We start from the raw sequence: 20,329 nt of genomic DNA, 5'->3' as shown, positions 1-20,329 counted from the left end.
CGGAAGCCGATCTTGTGCGACGCCAGCCACGTGAGGATGCCGCGCGCCTTCCACGTCAGACGGCCGTCTCTGATCCACTTGTTGCTCAGCATCGTGAAGTTGTCGGACGGGAGTTCTGCGCGACGGATACTCACCGCTCGTCCCCTTCCGACTTGCGGACGAAATCGGGGACGAAGCAGGGGACGAAGGTGAGGACGAACAGGGGACGAGAGTCGGGACGGCAGCGCCTACGAACGAGGGGACGCAGGCAGATCCTGACGGGGACAAGCCGGGGACCGTCCCCTTCAGCCGTGGGAACGAGAGAGGGGACGAGATCAGGGACGGACCCCTCCGAAGAGGGGACCGACATGGGGACGAACGAGGGGGACAAAGGCCATCACGCAACACCGGCCAACTCGACGAGGTCAGCCTGACCGTCGATCTGAGCTGAGGAAATCTCCTGCTTGAGAACCTTCAGCAGCTCAGTAGCGCGACCAGTCGAGACCGGCTGAACCTCCTGCCGAATTTCGGTCAGCAGGTTATCGCGAGTGAGGGGACGGCCCTCGGCAGCAAGCTTCTTAGCGACCTCACGACCTGCGGGAAGGAGATCCTCGACGTTGGGGACGGGACGTTTCTTCTCGGGGACGGTCCCCTTCTTGGTCCCCTGACGAGTCCGGGGACGAGACGTCTTGGGAGCAGGGGACGAAGGATGGGACGGCTGCTCTGTGACTGCCGGAATTTCGGGGACGACGATCGTCTCGTCCTCGGGGACCGTCTCCTCAACAGGGAGCGAAACGCTCGTCTCCGTCCCCACGGGAACCAGCTCACCAAGCTTGTAGAGAGCACGCTCCCGACGCGTCGCCTTCCAACGCCACAGACGCCCGTACCGGTCCTGAAGCTCAGTCTTGGCGAGCCCACGGTTACGCTCACGCTGAAGCGCCAGCGGGTAGCTACGGATCTCCCAAAGGATCATTCGACGCCACAGAGAGAATGTCGACGGGAACGCGAGGATCCAGCGTGACTTCCTGATGCTGTCCATACGCGTGTCGGCAACCAGTCCAGCGCGCTTACGCCGCGGACCTCAACACCGAGTTCCGCGCCAAGCGCACGAACGCCTGAGGCTGAGCGACCCGGCTCCTGACGCCGACCAATCGGCCCAAGACCTGTGCGACACCCCGAAGTCGAAGCACCCCCGGCGACCGTACGCCGAAGCACCCGGCGACCGCCCACATTCGAACACCCCGGCCACACCCCACCGGGACACCCCGTCCACGCGCCACCGGAGCACGCGGATCGCGGCCTGGGAATCAAGGGCGGCGGGGGACGATCGCCAGATGGCCGTGGTCGGTTATGACGGCGAGGTCTCCTTCCTGGTCGGTCCGGTGAACGCGCATGCCGACAGCGCGCAGGCGGTTGAGCGTCAGCGGGGCGGGATGACCGTAGTCGTTGCCCGCCCCCACGCTGATCAGCGCGGCCCGGGCGCCTGTGGCCGCCAGGAAAGCCGGATCCTGGCGCGCGGACCCGTGATGGGGGACCTTGAGGATGTCGGCCGCCGGCAGGCCACGCCGGAGCAACTCGGCCTGGGCCTCTACCTCGACATCCCCCGACAGCAGCGCCGAGCCGGCGGCCCATCGCACATGGATCACGATGCTGGCGTTGTTGGCCATCGAGCCCTCCCCGGGCCCCGCCGGCACCGCCTCCGGCACAGGCCCGAGAACGCTCAGCGCGGCAGGGCCGAGATTCCACGCCATCCCCGGTGAGGCAACCCATTCGGGCACGTGGCGGCGATCGAGATCGGCGGACACCCGCGCGCTCTCCTGCCCCGGCTCGTGCCCCGGACTCACCACCACCGCTCCCACCGACCGGCCGTGAAACACCCCGTCCAGGCCGCCGACATGGTCGAAGTGCGGGTGGGTGAGGATCAGCAACGGCACCTGTCTCACGCCGAGCGTGCGAAGGCAGCGGTCCACGGACATGGGATCAGGACCGGTGTCGATCACCACCGCGCGTGCTCCTCCCACGGACAGGACCAGCGCGTCCCCCTGCCCGATGTCGCAGGCGACGAGAAGCCATCCGGGTGGCGGCCACGACGCGACGACCGGCCGTACGAGCAACGCGGCGAGGGCCAGCCCGGCCGCGACGGCGCAGACCACCAGGCGCCCCGCCGCGCGTCGTAGCAGGAACCAGGCGAGCAAGGCCGTAGCCGCGAGAAGGAGGAGGCCGACCACTCCCCCGGGCCACGGCAGGGTCGCGGCGGGCAGGGTCGCAGCCTCCCGGGCCACCCAGATGATCCAGCCGACCGCGTACCCGGCGGGACGGACAAGCCAGCTCGCGGCCCCGACACTGCCGGGTGCCACCATCGCCGCGACGAAGCCCAGGATCGTCGCGGGGGCCACGGCCGGTCCGGCGAGCAGATTGGCCGGAATGGCAACAAGCTCCAGTTGCCCCGACATGAGCACGAGTAAGGGCGTCACGGCCGCCTGGGCGGCGCACGGGACCGCTATCGCCTCGGCGGCCCAGCGGGGCATCCGCCGGGCCATACGGTCGCGCCACCTGGGCGCCAGCACCAGGATGCCCCCGGTGGCGAAGACCGAGAGCGCGAAGCCGTACTCCCGGGCCAGCGCGGGATCGAAGAGGATCAGTCCCAGCACGGTGGCGGAGAGGGCCGCGAGCCCGTCCCTGGAACGACCGGTGCCGAGCGCCACGGCCGCCACAGAACCCATCACCAGGGCACGGAGCACGCTCGGCGACGGGCGGGCGACCACGGCGAACCCCAGCATGGCGACGATCGCGAGAATCGCCCGGACGGCCAGAGGCAGCCCGGCCACCCGCCCCAGGGCGATCACCATGCCGGCGATGACGGCGAGGTTCGCCCCCGACACCGCTGTGAGGTGACTGAGCCCTGCCGTTTTCAGGTCGTACTTGACCTGCTCGTCCATGAGGGACACGTCGCCGACGACGAGGCCCGGAAGCAGCCCGCGCTCGGCCGGTGGGAGAACCCCCGCCGCCTGTCTCAGCCCCGTGCGCAGGGCCGCGGCGACGCGCTGCGCCGGGGATGGACCGCCCATCACCTCGGGCGTCTCCCTGGCCGTGAGGATCGCGGCCGTGAGCTCTGCCGGATCAGCCGGGCTCAGCCTGCCGCCGACCCGTATCCGCTGGCTGGGCAGCAGGGGGAGCCATTGAGCCCCTTGGGCGAACACGACCACCGGCGCTCTGGTCGAGTAGCGCGCCCCGGAAGCCTCGACGATCTCGACCGAGCCCTCCACGATCACGCGATCACGTCGTACGACACCGCGGTGGCCGGGGAGGATCCGGGGATCGGCGGTAAGCGTCATCTCGACCGTGACCGCCGCCCGTCTCTCGGCGAGCTCGGCCACCGGGCCCGTACTCACCGCATGGACTCGGAACCCCACCGCCCCCGCGACCGCCGCGACACACCCCAGAACGGCGAGCACCGTATTCCCCCACCCACTCCCGGGCCTCCACCTGCTCCCCGCCCCCCGCTCGACCCTCCATCCGCTCTCACCCGCCTTCCTTCCGCCGGCCCTCCAGGTCGCGGCGGCGGCCATGGTGGCCAGGGCGGTCAGGGCCGTGATCACGTCGGTGCGAACGGAACAGCCCAGCAGCAGGAGCGAGGCGCCCCACGCTGCGAGTGCCGGCGGCACGAGGCGCAGCGAATGCTCCTGACCATGGGCGCTCCGCAGGTCGACCTCACCCTCCCCGCGTCTCTCCCCCGCACGCTCGCCCTCGTCTCGGACCACCTCCTGGCCGGTCGCCCCTTCGGGCCCTCGCGGACTCTCCTTGGAGCCCAGGTAGGGCGTCATACGCGCACCTTGTCGCGGAGGTCGGCGAACTTTCTGTCGCCGATGCCCGTCACCTCGCGGAGCTGGTCGATGCTGCGGAACCCGGAGTGGGCCTGCCGGAACTCCACGATGCGACCGGCGAGCACCTCTCCGACACCGGGCAGCGTCTCAAGCTGGCTGGGGGTGGCGGCGTTCAGATCGAGCGGGGCGTCGACGCCGAAGGTGGGGTCGGATGGGGGAACCGGTGCGGCACCGGGACGGCTCGGCGCCCCCACGATGATCTGCTCGCCGTCGGTGAGCTTCCGGGCGAGGTTGAGACCCCCGGCGGTCGCACCCGGACGCACTCCCCCAGCGGCGGTCACCGCGTCGGCCACGCGCGATCCGCTGGGGAGCGTGATCACGCCGGGTTTCCTTACCTTCCCGGCCACTTGGATGATCACCTGTGCGGTCGGTGAGGGTGTAGCGGCGGGAGACGGCGTCGACAGGCCACCCATCGGCGGGCCACCCAGAGGGATCGGTGGCCCCAGCGGTTCGGCCACCGGACGTGATCGCCACGCGTACACACCCCCGACCAGGGCCGCCAGCAAGCCGAGAACCAGCAGCACACGAAGGCCTGGCCGCCCAGGATCGAGAAGCGGGCCATGCTGGGACACGACCTCACCCAGCCGAGAGCGAAACGACCGGAAGGGCACCGGCTCGGACCGCACCCACCCCGCCGGTGCGGAATCCGGCTTGGAACCGGGGACAGGCTCAGGTGCGGATGCACGGCTACGCCGGGGGGCGGCGTAGCCGGTCTCTTCTTCTGCGGCCGGCCGGGGCGCTCTGGGGTGGCCCGGGGGGCTCAGCGCGCGGAGGCGGGACTCGCCTATCTCGCTCTCATGGGGCCTGTCCGCTGTTCGCACGAGAGCGACGTTAGGCGGCTCACGTCCCCTCCTCCTCGACCGAACGCGGCTCTGTGGACAACCGCGTCAGGTCACGAAGAAGTGGAGGACCCCGTCAGCTCGCCGAGCGGTGGACGCCCCCGTCAGAACCGGGAAGCGCAACGGCGGCCGTCAGGTCACGGGGAGTCCGGGAGGGGGGATTCCGGGAGGGGGGATTCCTCGCCGGGGAGGGCGGGGGTCACGGTGACGCCGAGCATCCCGGGGCCGACGTGGACGCCGACGACCGCGCCGACCTCGACCACCCGGAGCCTCACCAGGTTGGGGATCCGCTTCGTCAGGTGGTCCGCCAGCGTGCGCGCTCGTCCAGAGGCCGCCAGGTGGTGAACGGCGACGTCGACCGGCTCGCCGCCCGCCGCCCGTACCGCGAGGTCCTCCAGCCTGGCGATCGCCCTGCCGGTGGTGCGCACCTTCTCCAGGGGCGCGATCGCCCCGTCGGTGATGTGCAGCAGGGGCTTGATGGACAGCGCTGATCCGAGGAGGGTCGCGGCGGCTCCGAGACGTCCTCCTCGGCGCAGGTGTTCGAGGGTGTCGACGTAGAAGAAGCTCTTGGTCGCGTCCGCGCAGGCCCGCGCGGCCTCCGCCACGCCGGGCCGGTCTCCGCCGCGACGGGCCGCCAGCGCCGCGGCGAGCACCGGAAACCCCAGCCCCATGGCCAGCGAACGGCTGTCGACGACCTCCACGGGGATCAGCGCGTCCCCGGCCGCGATCCGCGCCGCGTCCACGGTGCCGGACATGGCGCCGGAAAGGTGGACGGAGACCACCCCCACCGCTCCTTGCGCGGCGGCGAGCTCGTACGCGTCGGCGAAGCGCTGGGGGGCCGGTCGGGACGTGGAGACGGGCGACCACTCCCGGAGCGCCGTGGCGACGCCCTCGGCGTCGATCTGGGCGACGTCGTCCAGCGTGCGGCCTCCGACGACCACCTGGAGCGGGATCACGATGACGCCCAGCCGCCCGGCCTCCTCGGGATCGAGGTAGGCGGTGGAATCGGTGACCACGGCGACCGGTTGCGACATGACCGAAGGCTACCCGCGAAGCGAAGAACGACTACCGGACGAGAGCCGCCGAACCGCACATGGCGGAGGCCTACTGGACGGGGGTGCCGCCGCGCCATACGCGGCGGGGCTTGAGGCCGAAGCCCCAGGCGAAGGCGCCTTCGTGGTCGGCGTCCCACTGGACGATGTCGGCGAGGCGGCCCGGGGCGAGCACGCCGCGGTCGGGAGCGCCCAGCACGGTGGCCCCGCCGAGCGTGGCGGCCCGGAGCGCGTCGCCGACGCTGATGCCGAACGCGGCGACCGCGAGGCTGATCACCAGGGACATCGAGGTGATGCCGCAGTGGCCGGGGTTGTGATCGCTGCCGAGCGCGACGGTGACGCCCTGGGCGAGCATCCGCCGGACCGGAGGAAGGTTGCCCTGCTGCAGCGCCGTGCCCGGGCAGACCACCGCGGGCACGCCGTACCTCGCGAGAAGGGCGATGTCCTCGTCGGTGGTGTTGTGCAGGAGGTCGGCGGAGGCGCAGCCGAGCTCGGCCGCGAGCTGGACGGCGCCGCGCCGCTTGTCGGTGCCGGCGTGGATGCGCGGCAGCAGGCCGACGTTGCGGCCGGAGGCGAGCACCCAGCGGGCCTCGTCGGTGCTGAAGTGCCCGTCGTCGCAGTAGACGTCGACGCTGTCGGCGCCCGCCGCGGCGGCGTCGGCGCACCAGGAGCCGACGGCCTCGACGTAGTCGCGCTGGCGTCCGAAGTACTCGGGAGGCACGACGTGGGCGGCGAGGAACGTGACGTGCACCCGCGGCATCATGGGCTCTTTCTCGAGCTCACGGAGCAGGCGCACGTCGGCCAGCTCCCCGTCGCGGGTGAGGTGGTAGCCGGTCTTGGCCTCGACGGTCGTGGTGCCGTTGAGCAGCCAGTCGCGCAGCCGCTCTCGGACGCCGTTGCACAAGGTCCACGGATCGGTGCCGCGGGTGACCGTGACGGTGGAGCCGATGCCCCCGCCCGCGGCGGTGATCGCGCTCGGCGTGGAGCCGCCGGAGCGCATGGCCATCTCGGCCCAGCGGTTGCCCGCGTACACGGGATGGGTGTGGGCGTCGATGAGGCCCGGCGTCACGAGGGCGCCGCCGAGGTTCTCGACGTGGTCGACGTCGACGATGTCGTCGACGACTCCAGGCACGCTCTGCGGCAGGTCGGCGGCGCGGCCGACCCACGCGATGCGGTCGTTGTGCACGAGGATCGCGGCGTTGCTGCAGACGTCGTTGCCGGTCCATAGCCGGCCGATGTTGGTGAGAAGTCGCACCGTCATGGCATCACCGCCCGGTCCGGCCGATGGCCGTCGAGACATCCGGGAACGCCACCGCAGCCCAGCTCAGGCCGGGCGCCACGCCCGCTGGGTCCGCTCCGTTTCCGGACGTCATTGGGGGGTCTCCTGATCTCATCCGCACACGTGTGCGATGACGGTATCGCCCGGATCTTGGCCAGGCGATTTCAGTTCAGTTACGTTATTTCACAGGTCGGCTCGCTGTACAGGGTTAATTGAGAAGAACGCCGGTTCGTCTCTCCCTGTATCGCGTCGAGCTCCTCTGCACCCCGGCTGTCGAGCATCCTGCCCCCAGGTAACGCCCGGTGCCGAGCAAGCCCCTGCTGTAACAGCAGTCACACGCGTCATCATGCGAAACCAGCGCCAGAATGTCTTGTCAGGGTTTCCATATCGTAGCAATAATCAAGCCTCGCGGGCCACAGTCGTTTTGCTGCGCCTTTGCGTGTTTTCCCCGCCGCCGTCGCGGTTTTGCACCGTTTCGCACTGTTCATCCCAGCACTGGGCCCGCGTCCCCCGCACCCGCTGACATGAGATGATCTTCAGCCGACTCAGTGTAACCTCTCTGAAGAGCATTATCTTTGCTCGTCAAACATAGGTTGGCCCAGGAGCTGTCTTTGACCGTGCAGGACGATACCAGCAGGCGTCACATCCAAGAGCTGTTGCGTGACAACGGGGAACGCATTCTCGATCGCTGGATCCAGATCTCCAACCAGCCCCTTCGCGGCCGGGCGGTCGAGTCGGACGCGCGCACGGAGCTTCAGGAGATCTACCAGACCTTCCTGCGATCTCTCGACGACCAGGACGCCGCCGTGGAACTGCGTGGCCTGCTCGCCGAGCTCTCCCGATCGCGTGCCCGGCAGGGGTTCACCCCCACCGAGACCGCCATGGCGGTGTTCGGGCTGAAGGAGGCCGTCTACGAGCTCGTCGAGGCCGACGGCGGCGTCGAGGCGCTGCGCGGCTTCGTCTGGCTGTCGCGCACCATCGACGGCCTCGGGCTCTACACCTTCGAGGCCTTCGCGACCGCCCGTGAGAAGATCATCGCCGACCAGACGGAACAGCTCCTGGAGCTGTCGACCCCCGTGGTGAAGCTGTGGGAGGGCATCGTGGCCGTCCCCCTCGTCGGCACGCTCGACTCGGCCCGCACCCAGGTCGTGATGGAGAAGCTGCTCCAGACCCTGGTGGACACCGGCTCGGAGTACGCGGTGATCGACATCACCGGCGTGCCGGCGGTCGACACCCAGGTCGCCCAGCACCTCCTCAAGACGGTGATGGCCGCCCGGCTCATGGGCGCCAGCTGCGTCATCTCCGGCATCCGCCCCCAGATCGCCCACACGATCGTCACCCTCGGCATCGAGTTCGGCGACATCGTCACCAAGGCCACGCTCGCCGACGCCCTGGCCCACGCCCTCAGGCAGAACGGCGTCGAGCTCGCCGGCAGTAAGCAGACGCGCGTGGCCATCCGTGCCCAGGAGGCCTGATGGACCGCGTACCCATTCTCAAGATCGGCGACATCCTGCTCGTCTCGATCCAGGGTGACCTCGACGACCAGTCGGTCCTGACGCTCCAGGAGGACCTCGCCGACCGGGTCGTCGAGACCGGAGCAGTCGGCGTCATCATCGACATCACGGCCGTCGAGATCGTCGACTCGTTCGTCGGGCGCATGCTGTCGACGATCGCCGGGATGTCGCGCATGCTGGACGCCGAGACGATCGTCGTCGGCATGCGTCCCGCCGTGGCGATCACCCTCGTCGAGCTCGGCCTCTCCCTCGGAGGGCTCCGCACGGCCCTCGACCTGGAGAAGGGCATCGCGCTCCTCAGCCGGCACACCTCCTCGCGGTCGGACGATCTGTCCGCGGTCGGGCTGTGAGCCACCCCCCGACGCGAAACGCCGTCGAGGAGCTCGCCATCACGTCGAACGACGAAGTCGTGATCGTGCGCCAGAAGGTCCGTGCGTCCGCGATCGAGCTGGGCTTCTCGCTCGTAGACCAGACGAAGATCGTCACCGCCGCGAGCGAGCTGGCCAGGAACACGCTCGTCCACGCCGGTGGCGGGCACGCGCGCATCGAAACCGTCCAGAACGCGACACGGCGGGGCCTGCGCCTGGTGTTCAGCGACAGCGGCCCCGGCATCTCCGATCTCAAGCTCGCGCTCACCGACGGGTGGAGCAGCGGAGGAGGCCTCGGCCTCGGGCTGAGCGGCAGCCGGCGCCTCGTCGACGAGTTCGACCTCGACTCCGAGCCCGGCCGGGGTACGGTCGTGACGGTGACGAAATGGACTCGCTGATCCCTGAGCGGCAGGACACCTGGCTCAGGATGGAGGACGCGAGCGCGATCGGCTCCGCCCGCAGGATCGCCACCGCGCTCGCCGAGGACAGGAACTTCGGCCAGGAGCACGCCGGCCAGGTCGCCGTGGCGGTCAGCGAGGCGGCCTCCAACCTGGTCAAGCACGCCACCGCGGGCACCATGCTGGTGCGCCCGCACCCCTCCTCGCCCGAGTCGATCGAGGTCATCTCCATAGACCACGGCCCCGGCATGGCCGACACGGTCGGGCCCATCCGTGACGGCTACTCCACCGCCGGCACCCTGGGCATCGGCCTCGGGGCGATCACCCGGCTCTCCGACGCGTACGACATCTACTCGCGCCCCGGCAAGGGCACCGTGCTCGCCATGCGCTTCACGGCGAAGAACGCGCCTCCGGCCGAGTCGCGCGCGTGTGGCCTGTACCGGCCGGTGGGGGAGGAGATCGTCAGCGGCGACGCGTTCGCCTTCGAGGACGACGGCCGCACCGTCACGGCGGTCATGTGCGACGGGCTCGGTCACGGGGTCGCCGCCGCGGAGGCGTCCCGCGAGGCCGTGCGGGTCTTCCGGGAGGACCCCGAGGGAACCCCCGTCACGATCGTCGAGCGGGTGCACCGGGCGCTCGGGCATACGCGGGGCGGCGCGCTGGCGGTCGTCCGCGTCGACCGTTCGACCGGTTCTGCCCGGTACGCCGGGGTCGGCAACATCTCCGGGTGGATCTGCCACTCCGAGGGCCGGCAGGGCATGACCTCGGTGCCGGGGATCGCCGGGCACAAGGCCAGAAGCCTCAGGGAGTTCCAGTACGAGCTGCCGCCGCACGGCGTGGTCGTCCTGCACTCCGACGGGCTGACCGAGCGGTGGGATCTGGCCGCCTATCCGGGCCTGCTCACGCACACGGCTCACGTCATCGCCGGGACGCTCCTTCGCGACTCGGCCATCCGCCGTGACGACGCGTGCGTCCTCGCCATACGGACCGAACCGTGAACCGCGACCTGCTGAGCATCGCCGTACGGGACGACCGGGACGTCTTCGCCGTACGGCAGCTGGGACGCGAGGTCGCCGAGGCCGTGGGGCTGGACGATCTCGACCAGATCCGGGTCGGCACCGCGCTCAGCGAGGTCGGCAGGGAGATCGTCGGGAGCGCCCGGGACGCGGAGGTCGCCTTCCGGCTTGACGACATGACCGGCCTCATCGTGGACATCGTCTACTCCGCGGGGGCCGAGGTCGTCGCGCCGGGAGGGGTGACGCTGGCCGCCCGCCTGATGGACGCGGTCGAGCACGACGACGACCTGCGCCGGATCACCATGATCAAGAAGGTGCCGGGCGTGCTGGCTCCCGAGGAGCCGCACCTCGGCGAGATCCGCGCCAAGATGATCGAGCTCGCGCCCGCCGGGATCCTGGAGGAGCTGCGCCAGCAGAACCGCGAGCTCGCCTCCGCGCTGGAGGACTCGCGGAACCAGCGTGAGCGCCTCCTGCGGCTCAACGCCGAGCTAGAGGAGACCAACCAGGGGGTGTTCGCCCTCTACAACCAGCTCTCCGAGGAGCTGGAGGAGACCAACCGGGGTGTGGTCGCCCTCTACGCGGAGCTGGACGAGAAGTCGGCCCAGCTCCGGGAGGCCAGCGAGGCCAAGAACCGCTTCTGGGCCACGGTCAGCCACGAGCTGCGCACCCCGCTCAACTCGGTGATCGGCCTGGTGAGGCTGCTTCTGGGCCCGGGCGGCGAGGAACTGAGCGAGGAGCAGCACCTCCAGGTCGAGCTGATCGGCAACTCCGCGCAGACGCTGCTCGCCCTGGTGGCAGAGCTGCTCGACATGGCCAAGGCGGAGTCCGGGCACATCACCTCCCAGCCCTCCGTCGTCGACCTTCCGGCCCTCGCGGAGCGGCTCCGCATGACGCTGCACCCGACAACGGGCATCGACGGCGTACGCCTCACGGTCGATGTGTCCAGGGCGGCGGAGACCCTGCTGACCGACGAGGTCCTGCTCTCCCGCATCCTGCGCAACCTGCTGTCCAACGCGCTGAAGTTCACCGAGTCGGGCACGGTGGACATGACGGCGTACAACGACGACGACGGGGACGTGGTGTTCGTCGTCGCCGACACCGGCATCGGCATCCCCCAGGAGCACCAGGAGCGCGTGTTCGAGGAGTTCTTCCAGGTGCCGGGGGCCGCGCAGGCACGGGCGCGGGGCACCGGCCTCGGCCTGCCGTACGCGCGCAGGCTGGCGGAGGTGCTCGGCGGCACCCTGAGCCTGGCCAGCGTCCCCGGCGAGGGCACCACGGTCACCGTACGGCTGCCGCAGATCGGCCCCACAGGCGACGAGGAGCCCGGCGCGGCCCACCAGACGGACCCCCAGTAGGGAAGCCGGCGACCGTGTCCGCCGGTGCGCGGGACACGTGGCGTGGAGCATGCTCGGGCGGGTGCTATCAAAGAGGGACGATGAACGAGAAAGCCGCGACCATCCTGGTGGTGGACGACACACCGACCAAGCGCTACATCCTCGGCAGCTGGCTGCGCAGGGCGGGCCACGACGTGGTGGAGGCCACCTGCGGCGAGGAGGCGCTGAGCCTGGTCGGTGCCATCCTCCCCGACCTGGTGATCCTCGATGTGCGGCTGCCCGACATCGACGGGTACGAGGTGTGCGAGCGGATCAAGGCGGATCCGGCCACCGCGGCCATCCCGGTGATCCAGATATCGGCGCACGCCATCGCGGTCGCGGACCGTGCCCACGGGCTCGACCGCGGGGCCGACGCCTACATGGCCGAGCCCATCGAGCCGGAGGAGTTCATCGCCACCGTCCAGGCCACCCTGCGCTACTACAGGGCACGCCGGCGGGCCGAGCGGATGGCCCACCGGCTGGGCGAGCTCACCCGGGTCACCCTGGAGATCAACGCGAGCACCACGTTCGACAGGCTGCTGCGTGTAGCCGTGGAGGGCACGTCCAAGATCCTCGGGCGGCGGTGCAGCGCCCTGGCCATCGCGGTCGACGGCAGGATCCGCCATTACTTCGTGGTCAACCCCGGCGTGCCCGCCACGTTGCTGAGCCCCGCCCAGGACACCCTCGATCGCGTGACGCGGCTGGCCCTCGGCGACGCGTCCGGCACCGCGGAGTTCACCATGTCCAGGGACGCCTGGCTGCAGGTCCTGCCGGAAAGTGTGATCAGGGGCGAGGTCTCGGCCGTGGTGTCGCGCACCAAGGTGGGCCGCCCGCCGGTGTACCTCGGGGTCGAAGGGGTCGACCCGCCCGACCCGGACGAGCTCAACGTCCTCAAGCAGCTCTGCCAGGCGCTCGCGCTCGCGGTGGACGCGCTCCGGGCGTACGCCGAAGAGCACATGATCGCGCTCACCCTGCAGCGCAGCTTCCTGCCGTCGCACATCCCGCCGACCCCCGGCCTGGAGCTGGCGGTCCGCTACCAGCCGGCGATCGACAACGTGGAGGTCGGGGGCGACTTCTACGAGGTCCTGCGGCTCGGCGACCGGCTCCTCGTGGGGATCGGCGACGTCCAGGGGCACTCCCTGCACGCGGCCACGATCATGGCCGAGCTCCGCCACGCCCTGCGCGCCCTGATCGTCGAGGACCACGATCTCGGTCGCGTCATGGGGCGGCTCAACGACGTGCTGCGCAAGTACCATCCCGCCATGACCGCCACGGTCTGCCTCCTGCTCATCGACCCCGTCACCGGCGCCGTGGAGCTGGCCAACGCCGGGCACATCCCCCCGGTCATCGTGGCCGACGGCGAGGCGCGCTACCTCGGCTGGGGCAACCTGCTCATGGGCGCAGCCCACGAGGTGTACCGCGTCGACAAGCTGGAGATCCCCGAGAAGGGCGCGCTCCTGATGTTCACCGACGGGCTCATCGAGGACCGCGACATCCCGCTGGACCACAGCCTGGAGGTCGTACGCCAGATGGCCACCTCCTTCGACGACAACCTCGAAGTGTTCTGCGACCGGCTGATCGACCATTTCGGCGCGCGGGAGGACGATGTGGCGGTCGTGGCCCTCCGGCGGACCGACTAGAGCCCCGCCTACGACGACAGCCGGCGCGATGACGCGCCGGCTGCCTTGGTGTCCGGATGCCTTCGTGCGTGGATCAGACGGTCTCGACCGGCTTGGCGGTGCGCTCCAGCTCGTAGTAGAGACCGGCGGGCACGCGCGCGTGCAGGATGGTGCCGTCCCCGGTGTGGTCGACCGACAGCACCTCGCCCTCCTTGTGCGCCCGCGCGACCAGGTCTCCCCTGTCGTACGGCACGAGCAGGTGGACCTCGTGGTCGAGCCTCGGAAGCTCCCGCTCGATCGTGGCGATCAGCTCGTCGATGCCGGCCCCGGTGCGGGCGGAGACGACCACGCTGTGCCGCTCGCGCGTCGCCAGCCTGGCCAGCGCCACCGGGTCGGCGGCGTCGGCCTTGTTGACCACCACGATCTCGGGGATGTCCCTGACGCCCTCGATGTCGGCCAGCACCTCTCGCACGGCGGCCAGCTGCGACTCGGGGTCGGGATGCGAGCCGTCGACGACGTGGAGGATCAGATCGGCGTCGCCGACCTCCTCCAGCGTGGAACGGAACGCCTCCACGAGCTGGTGCGGCAGGTGCCGTACGAACCCGACGGTGTCGCTGAGCGTGAACAGCCTGCCGTCGGTCGTGCGGGCCTGGCGGACGGTCGGGTCGAGCGTGGCGAACAGCGAGTCCTCCACCAGCACCCCCGCGCCGGTGAGCCGGTTGAGCAGCGACGACTTGCCGGCGTTGGTGTAGCCGGCGATCGCCACCGACGGCACCTCGCGGCGCGTCCTGCGCGACCGCATGGTCTCGCGGGCGACGGACATGCCGCCGATCTGCCGGCGAAGCTTGGCCATGCGCTCGCGGATGCGGCGCCGGTCGAGCTCGATCTTCGTCTCACCGGGGCCGCGGCCTCCGATGCCCACGCCGCCGGCGGCCCGGCCGCCGACCTGGCGGGAGAGGTTCCCACCCCAGCCGCGCAGGCGCGGCAGCAGGTAGCTGAGCTGGGCCAGCTCGACCTGGGCCTTGCCCTCGCGGCTCTTGGCGTGCTGGGCGAAGATGTCGAGGATGAGGGCCGTGCGGTCGATGACCTTGACCTTCACGACCTCCTCCAGCTGGCGCAGCTGGCCGGGGGTCAGCTCTCCGTCGCAGATCACCGTGTCGGCGCCGGTGGAGATGACGATGTCGCGCAGCTCCACGGCCTTGCCCGAGCCGATGTAGGTGGCGGTGTCCGGACGCTGGCGTCGCTGGATGAGGCCCTCCAGGACCTCGGATCCGGCGGTCTCGGCGAGGAGCTTGAGCTCCTGCAGGGAGTTCTCCGCGTCGGTGACGGTGCCACCGGTCCAGACCCCGACCAGGACCACCCGCTCCAGGCGGAGCTGCCGGTATTCGACCTCGGTGATGTCCTGAAGCTCTGTCGACAGCCCGGCCACTCGCCGGAGTGCCTGCCGCTCTTCGAGGTCGTAGTCGCCCGTGGACTGGTCTTCGTAGGACTCGTTGTACATATAAGTCTTCTCTGTGGCTATGGTGGCGCTCCTTGGCGCTCGTGGGCTCACCGCTTCGCACAGTTCAACACGGAGACCCGGTCTATGTCTTCCCTCCGATGGTGTCACGGCGGCCATCTGGATTCACCTTGTTATCCGCCCGGGGTCGCGCCTCAGATCTTGAGGACCTGGACGTCGCCCGAGCCGGTCCTCACGAAGATCCTGCGCGGGGAGGAGTCGTCGCTGGTGACCTCCACCTTCCGCTCCCCCGACCCCGTCTGCGTGGTCACGTGGTACGCGCCCTGCGGCACGCGCACGACGCCCGTACCCGAACCGGTGCTCACGTGGACGTCGTCGGGGACGCCGGTGTAGCGCAGCTCGATGTCGCCCGACCCGGTCTCCGCGACCGCCTTCTTGCCGGCCAGGCCGTTGGCGTCGATCGTGCCCGATCCGGTCTTGGCGTCGACCTCTCCCGACAGGGTTCGCAGGGTGATGTCGCCGGAGCCGGTGTCGAGCTTGACCCGCATGCCGCGCGGCACCTCCACCTCGTAGTCGACCCCGCATCCCCAGTCGGCGTCGGGGCACTTGTAGTCCAGCGTGAGGACGTCGTCCGAGACAGGGTGCCGCGTGGTGGGCTTGTCCGCCTTCCAGTGCGACGTCTCGGTCACGCGGAGCCCTGTGCGGTCAGACCCGTTGACCACGATGGCTCCGGATCCGCTCTGCACGCGCAGGACCGCCACCTTGCCGCCGACGTCGTAGGACTTGGTCTCCTCCTTGGTGGGCGCGCCGATGTTCTGCAGGCCGCACCCGGTCAGCAGGAGGCCCGTACCGAGCACGGCTCCGGCGGCGATCACGCTTCTCACGCGACCGGGTCTCCCACGCCGGGCCGTCAGCGTCTCATGGCGTACGGCCCGGCTTGAGGAACCGGTCTCGGGGGAGGTACCGGCGGAGGGCGTCTGGTTCGTCATGGTCCAAGGTTGCTCGCCGGCCGGGCTCGCGCCCATCGGGGAACGCCCCGAGACGACCCTTGGGGATCCCTCAGGGGCACCGGACATTGACCCCTGACTCGGGAGTCGAGTAGCGTCGATTCCATAATTCAGAAGTATTTTTCCACATAGTGGAAAATGCGGTGGATGGAACACAGTGGAAAGCGATGGAAGGATGGCCATGGACGGCGTTGAGATAACCGGTCCCCTGCTGGACCGTTTCGACGAGATCCTCACGCCCGAGGCCCTGAGCTTCGTGGCCACCCTGCAGCGGGAGTTCGACGGGCGCCGGCTGGAGCTGCTCGACGCCCGCCAGGCCCGGCAGGCCGAGCTGTCCGCCGGCGGCACCCTCGACTTCCTCCCGGAGACCAAGGCCATCCGCGATGACGACTCGTGGCGGGTCGCCGAGCCCGCGCCCGGCCTGGTGGACCGCCGGGTCGAGATCACCGGCCCGGTCGACAGGAAGATGTCCATCAACGCCCTCAACTCGGGAGCCAAGGTGTGGCTCGCCGACTTCGAGGACGCCAACTCCCCGCTCTGGGAGAACGTGGTCAACGGGCAGCTCAACCTGCGTGACGCGCTCGACCGCACGATCGACTTCGAGTCGGGCGGCAAGCGGTACGCGCTGAAGCCCGACGACGAGCTCGCCACCATCGTGGTCCGCCCCCGGGGCTGGCACCTGACCGAGAAGCACCTGGTCGTCGATGGCAGGCCGGTCTCCGCCTCGATCTTCGACTTCGCGCTCTACTTCTTCCACAGCGGGCAGCGGCAGATCGACAAGGGCCGGGGGCCGTACTTCTACCTGCCGAAGATGGAGTCGCACCTGGAGGCCCGCCTCTGGAACGACGTCTTCACCCGCGCGCAGGAGCTGCTCGGCATCCCGCACGGCACGATCAGGGCCACCGTCCTCATCGAGACCTACCCGGCCGCGTTCGAGATGGAGGAGATCCTCTACGAGCTGCGCGACCACTCGGCGGGGCTCAACGCCGGCCGCTGGGACTACCTGTTCAGCGTCATCAAGAAGTTCCGCACGCGGGGCAGGGAGTTCCTGCTCCCCGAGCGCAACGCCGTGACCATGACCGCCCCCTTCATGCGGGCCTACACCGAGCTGCTCGTGCGCAGCTGCCACCGGCGCGGCGCCCACGCGATCGGGGGCATGGCGGCGTTCATCCCCTCCCGGCGCGACCCCGAGGTGAACAAGGTCGCCCTTTCGAAGGTGCGGGCCGACAAGACGCGCGAGTCGGGCGACGGCTTCGACGGCTCGTGGGTGGCGCACCCCGACCTGGTGCCGATCTGCCAGGAGGTCTTCGACTCCGTCCTCGGCGACAGGCCGAACCAGCTCGACCGGCTCCGTGAGGACGTCTCGGTCTCGGCCGGCGACCTGCTCGCGGTCTCCAAGACGCCAGGCGACATCACCGAGGCGGGCCTGCGCAACAACGTCGACGTGGCCCTGCGCTACCTGGCCGCCTGGATGGGCGGGAGCGGCGCCGTCGGCATCCACAACCTCATGGAGGACGCGGCCACGGCAGAGATCTCGCGCTCGCAGATCTGGCAGTGGATCCACAACGACATCGAGCTGGCCGACACCGGCGCGGTGGTGACCAAGGAGCTGGTGGAGCGCATCATCTCCGAGGAGCTCGACAAGATCCGCCAGGAGCCCGGCCACGACGCGTCGCTGTACACGCAGGCCGCGCAGCTGTTCAAGGAGGTCGCGCTCGACGACGACTTCGCCGACTTCCTCACCGTCCCGGCCTACGCCCGCATGCCATGACCCCGGCCCTGGCCGAGCTGTCCGGCCACTTCGCGTCGATCCTGGGTCCCGCCGCGGTGATCACCGATCCCGTACGGCTGCGCACGTACGAGTGCGACGGGCTGACCTACCACCGCGCGACGCCGGCCATCGTGGTGCTGCCGGAGACGGCGGAGCAGGTCGCGGCGGTGGTCAGGGCATGTGACGAGACCGGCACGCCGTTCGTCGCGCGGGGCTCGGGCACCGGCCTGTCCGGCGGCGCCCTGCCGCGCACCGACGGCGTGCTGATCGTGACCTCGCGCATGCGCCGGATCCTTTCGATCGACATCGACAACCGTCGGGCCGTCGTGGAGCCGGGGGTGACCAACCTCGCGATCACCGAGGCGGCGCGCCCGTACGGCTACTACTACGCGCCCGACCCGTCCAGCCAGCAGGTCTGCTCGATCGGCGGCAACGTCGCGGAGAACTCCGGCGGGGCGCACTGCCTGAAGTACGGCTTCACGGTCAACCACGTGCTCGCGATCGAGCTGGTCACCCCGGACGGCGAGATCGTCGAGCTCGACGCCATGGATCCGGGGTACGACCTGCTCGGCGTCTTCATCGGCTCGGAGGGCACCCTCGGCATCGCCACCAAGATCACCGTACGGTTGTCGCGCGCCCCTGAGGTGGTGACCACGCTGCTGGCGGCGTTCACCGACGTCGAGTCCGGCGGGCAGGCGGTGTCGGCGATCATCGGGGCGGGCATCGTGCCCGCGGCGATCGAGATGATGGACGCGCTGGCCATCGAGGCAGCCGAGGCGGCGGTGCGGTGCGACTACCCGCCCGGGGCGGGGGCCGTGCTGATCGTGGAGCTGGACGGGCCGGGTGCGGAGGTCGCCCACCAGTTCGCGCAGGTCGACCGCATCTGCCGTGAGAGCGGGGCCTTCGAGCTTCGGGTCGCCGACGACCCGGCCGAGCGGGCGGCCATCTGGAAGGGGCGCAGGTCGGCGTTCGCCGCGGTCGGCCGCATCAGCCCCGCCTACCTGGTGCAGGACGGCGTGGTGCCGAGGACGGCCCTGCCGAGGGTCCTCGCGGGAATCGAGGAGCTGTCCGCCCGGTACGGCATCCGCGTCGCCAACGTCTTCCACGCCGGAGACGGCAACCTGCACCCTCTCGTGCTGTTCGACGACGGCGAGGAGGGTGCGGGAGAGCGCGCCGAGCTCGTTTCCAGCGAGATTCTCGACCTGTGCATCTCGCACGGCGGGTCGATCACCGGGGAACATGGGGTCGGAGTAGACAAATCCCGATATATGCCGAAGATGTTCACGTCGGAGGATCTGGACACCATGCAGCTCGTACGCTGCGCCTTCGACCCCAAGGGCCTGTCCAACCCTGGCAAGATCTTCCCCACGCCCCGGCTGTGCGGCGAGGCCCCCGGGGTGCGCAAGGGCGTGCATCCGCTGGTGGCCTCCGGAGAGGCGGAACTGTTCTGATGCCCGCTCCCCATTCCCCCGTCCCGGCCCCGCCATCGAGCAGCGTCTCCGGGAGCGTGCACCATGAGCGCCGGTGACGCCCTCGCGGCCGGCGGCGTGACGATCCGGGAGGCCGGTCCGGACGACGAGGTCGCCGGGATCGTGCCCCGCTGGGTCGCCCTGCCCGAGTCGACCGACGAGGTGGCCGCGGTGATGCGGGTCGCGGCCGAGCACGATCTCGCCGTGGTGCCGGTCGGCGGCGGCACCAAGCTGCACTGGGGCCCCGCGCCCGAGCGCTGCGACCTGCTGGTGGACACCCGCTGCCTGAACCAGGTGCTCGAACACGTGGCCGGTGACCTGGTCGTACGCGTGCAGGCCGGGGTGACGGGCGAGGCGCTCGCCGAGGCCCTCGCCGGCGCCGGGCAGCAGCTCGCCCTGGACATCCCCGTCGAGGGGGCCACCATCGGCGGCACGCTAGCCGCCGCCACCGCCGGGCCACGCCGCCTGCGGTACGGCACGGCGCGCGACCTGCTTATCGGGATCACGGTCGTGCTCGCCGACGGCACGATCGCGCGTTCGGGCGGCAAGGTCGTCAAGAACGTCGCCGGCTACGACCTCGGCAAGCTGTTCACCGGTTCCCAGGGCACGCTCGGCGTGATCGCCGAGGCCACGTTCCGGCTCCACCCGCTGCCCGCCTCCCGCGCCTGGATCACCGCGACCGTCCCGGATCTCCGGGACCTGCCCGCGATCGCCGCCATCGCGGGCTCGCAGCTCGAACCGAGCGCGCTGGAGATCGACTGGCCCGGCGTCCACGGCCCCGCGACGGTGGCGGCGCTGGTCGAAGGGGTGGCCGCCGAGGAGCGGGCGAAGGCCGCCGGCGAGCTCATGGGGCCGTCCGCGCTGATCGCCCCGGACCCTCCCGTGTGGTGGGGGCGCCTGCCCGGCGAGGAGTTCCTGCTGGAGCTGCGCGTCCCGCCCGGCGCGGCCGTACGGGCGCTGGCCGCGATCGCCCGCGCGGCCGAGGAGGCCGGGGACGTGCCCGTCCAGGTCCGGGGAGCGGTCGCCTCGGCCGTACTGCACCTCGCGCTCCCCCCGGACACCACCGCGTCGGCCGCCGAGATCTTCGTGACGGCCCTGCGTTCCCGCGTGGCGCAGGACGGCGGGAGACTGGTGGTGTGGACCGCGCCTTCGGAGGCCGCGTCACGGCTCGACCGCTGGGGGCCCGCCGGGGCGGCCACGCTGATGCGGCGGGTGAAGGAGCGCTTCGACCCCGAGGGGCGCATGTCACCCGGACGGCTCATCGGCGGCCCGCCGCCGGCCGCGAGCCACGGCGCGTGAGGA

Annotated in this window: 16 protein-coding genes; 9 read left to right on the top strand and 7 right to left on the bottom strand. The window is 70.5% G+C overall.

Features of this window, described 5'->3' with window-relative positions:
• Window positions 1-376: 376 nt before the first annotated feature.
• The 5 genes from AB0O34_RS04160 to AB0O34_RS04140 all read right to left on the bottom strand — a co-directional run bounded on the left by AB0O34_RS04160 (window position 377) and on the right by AB0O34_RS04140 (window position 7,015).
• Window positions 377-1,018, bottom strand: coding sequence for a hypothetical protein (locus AB0O34_RS04160; protein WP_363912389.1), 642 nt, complete (start codon window positions 1,016-1,018; stop codon window positions 377-379).
• A gap of 268 nt (window positions 1,019-1,286) precedes the next feature.
• On the bottom strand, window positions 1,287-3,803 hold the full coding sequence (locus AB0O34_RS04155) for a ComEC/Rec2 family competence protein (protein WP_363912387.1): 2,517 nt from the start codon (window positions 3,801-3,803) through the stop codon (window positions 1,287-1,289).
• On the bottom strand, window positions 3,800-4,276 hold the full coding sequence (locus tag AB0O34_RS04150; RefSeq protein ID WP_363912385.1) for a ComEA family DNA-binding protein: 477 nt from the start codon (window positions 4,274-4,276) through the stop codon (window positions 3,800-3,802). The genes AB0O34_RS04155 and AB0O34_RS04150 overlap by 4 nt, the downstream gene beginning before the upstream one ends.
• Before the next feature lie 563 nt (window positions 4,277-4,839).
• Complete coding sequence (locus AB0O34_RS04145; RefSeq protein WP_363912383.1) at window positions 4,840-5,736, bottom strand: DegV family protein; 897 nt, start codon at window positions 5,734-5,736, stop codon at window positions 4,840-4,842.
• Between the two features lie 70 nt (window positions 5,737-5,806).
• Window positions 5,807-7,015 carry an amidohydrolase family protein gene (locus AB0O34_RS04140; RefSeq protein WP_363912381.1) on the bottom strand — a complete coding sequence of 403 codons (1,209 nt, stop codon included), beginning with the start codon at window positions 7,013-7,015 and terminating at the stop codon, window positions 5,807-5,809.
• A 629-nt stretch (window positions 7,016-7,644) separates the two neighbouring features.
• On the opposite strand from AB0O34_RS04140, the gene AB0O34_RS04135 reads away from it, so the two are divergent.
• From AB0O34_RS04135 to AB0O34_RS04110, 6 genes are all read left to right on the top strand, one after another.
• Window positions 7,645-8,508, top strand: a complete 864-nt coding sequence (locus AB0O34_RS04135; RefSeq protein WP_363912379.1) for an STAS domain-containing protein — start codon at window positions 7,645-7,647, stop codon at window positions 8,506-8,508.
• The gene (locus tag AB0O34_RS04130) at window positions 8,508-8,897 is read left to right on the top strand and encodes an STAS domain-containing protein (RefSeq protein ID WP_363912377.1); all 390 of its coding nucleotides are present in this window, start codon (window positions 8,508-8,510) and stop codon (window positions 8,895-8,897) included. The genes AB0O34_RS04135 and AB0O34_RS04130 overlap by 1 nt, the downstream gene beginning before the upstream one ends.
• Window positions 8,894-9,313 carry an anti-sigma regulatory factor gene (locus tag AB0O34_RS04125; RefSeq protein WP_363912375.1) on the top strand — a complete coding sequence of 140 codons (420 nt, stop codon included), beginning with the start codon at window positions 8,894-8,896 and terminating at the stop codon, window positions 9,311-9,313. Before AB0O34_RS04130 ends, AB0O34_RS04125 begins: the two co-directional genes overlap by 4 nt.
• A complete protein-coding gene (locus tag AB0O34_RS04120; protein WP_363912373.1) occupies window positions 9,301-10,311 on the top strand; it encodes an ATP-binding protein in 1,011 nt (336 codons plus the stop codon). The genes AB0O34_RS04125 and AB0O34_RS04120 overlap by 13 nt, the downstream gene beginning before the upstream one ends.
• Window positions 10,308-11,684, top strand: a complete 1,377-nt coding sequence (locus AB0O34_RS04115) for an ATP-binding protein (protein ID WP_363912371.1) — start codon at window positions 10,308-10,310, stop codon at window positions 11,682-11,684. Before AB0O34_RS04120 ends, AB0O34_RS04115 begins: the two co-directional genes overlap by 4 nt.
• A gap of 80 nt (window positions 11,685-11,764) precedes the next feature.
• Window positions 11,765-13,342 carry a fused response regulator/phosphatase gene (locus AB0O34_RS04110; RefSeq protein WP_363912369.1) on the top strand — a complete coding sequence of 526 codons (1,578 nt, stop codon included), beginning with the start codon at window positions 11,765-11,767 and terminating at the stop codon, window positions 13,340-13,342.
• A gap of 73 nt (window positions 13,343-13,415) precedes the next feature.
• Here AB0O34_RS04110 and hflX read toward each other — a convergent pair whose 3' ends face one another.
• Both hflX and AB0O34_RS04100 read right to left on the bottom strand, forming a co-directional pair.
• Window positions 13,416-14,822 carry a GTPase HflX gene (gene hflX, locus AB0O34_RS04105; protein ID WP_363912367.1) on the bottom strand — a complete coding sequence of 469 codons (1,407 nt, stop codon included), beginning with the start codon at window positions 14,820-14,822 and terminating at the stop codon, window positions 13,416-13,418.
• 152 nt (window positions 14,823-14,974) lie between these two features.
• On the bottom strand, window positions 14,975-15,664 hold the full coding sequence (locus AB0O34_RS04100) for a DUF4097 family beta strand repeat-containing protein (protein ID WP_363912365.1): 690 nt from the start codon (window positions 15,662-15,664) through the stop codon (window positions 14,975-14,977).
• A 304-nt stretch (window positions 15,665-15,968) separates the two neighbouring features.
• Here AB0O34_RS04100 and aceB point away from each other — a divergent pair, with 304 nt between their 5' ends.
• The 3 genes from aceB (at window position 15,969) to AB0O34_RS04085 (ending at window position 20,326) form a co-directional block, all read left to right on the top strand.
• Window positions 15,969-17,558 (top strand): malate synthase A, encoded by a 1,590-nt coding sequence (aceB, locus tag AB0O34_RS04095; RefSeq protein WP_363912363.1) that lies wholly within the window; start codon window positions 15,969-15,971, stop codon window positions 17,556-17,558.
• Window positions 17,555-19,009 carry an FAD-linked oxidase C-terminal domain-containing protein gene (locus tag AB0O34_RS04090; protein WP_363912361.1) on the top strand — a complete coding sequence of 485 codons (1,455 nt, stop codon included), beginning with the start codon at window positions 17,555-17,557 and terminating at the stop codon, window positions 19,007-19,009. Before aceB ends, AB0O34_RS04090 begins: the two co-directional genes overlap by 4 nt.
• Window positions 19,010-19,072: 63 nt before the next feature.
• On the top strand, window positions 19,073-20,326 hold the full coding sequence (locus AB0O34_RS04085; protein WP_363912359.1) for an FAD-binding oxidoreductase: 1,254 nt from the start codon (window positions 19,073-19,075) through the stop codon (window positions 20,324-20,326).
• Window positions 20,327-20,329: the final 3 nt, after the last annotated feature.

The sequence above is a fragment of the Sphaerisporangium sp. NPDC088356 genome (genome assembly GCF_040685555.1).
Taxonomy (GTDB): domain Bacteria; phylum Actinomycetota; class Actinomycetes; order Streptosporangiales; family Streptosporangiaceae; genus Sphaerisporangium.
Note: the sequence above shows the minus strand (reverse complement) of the source record. Positions and strands in the feature narration are given on the sequence as shown.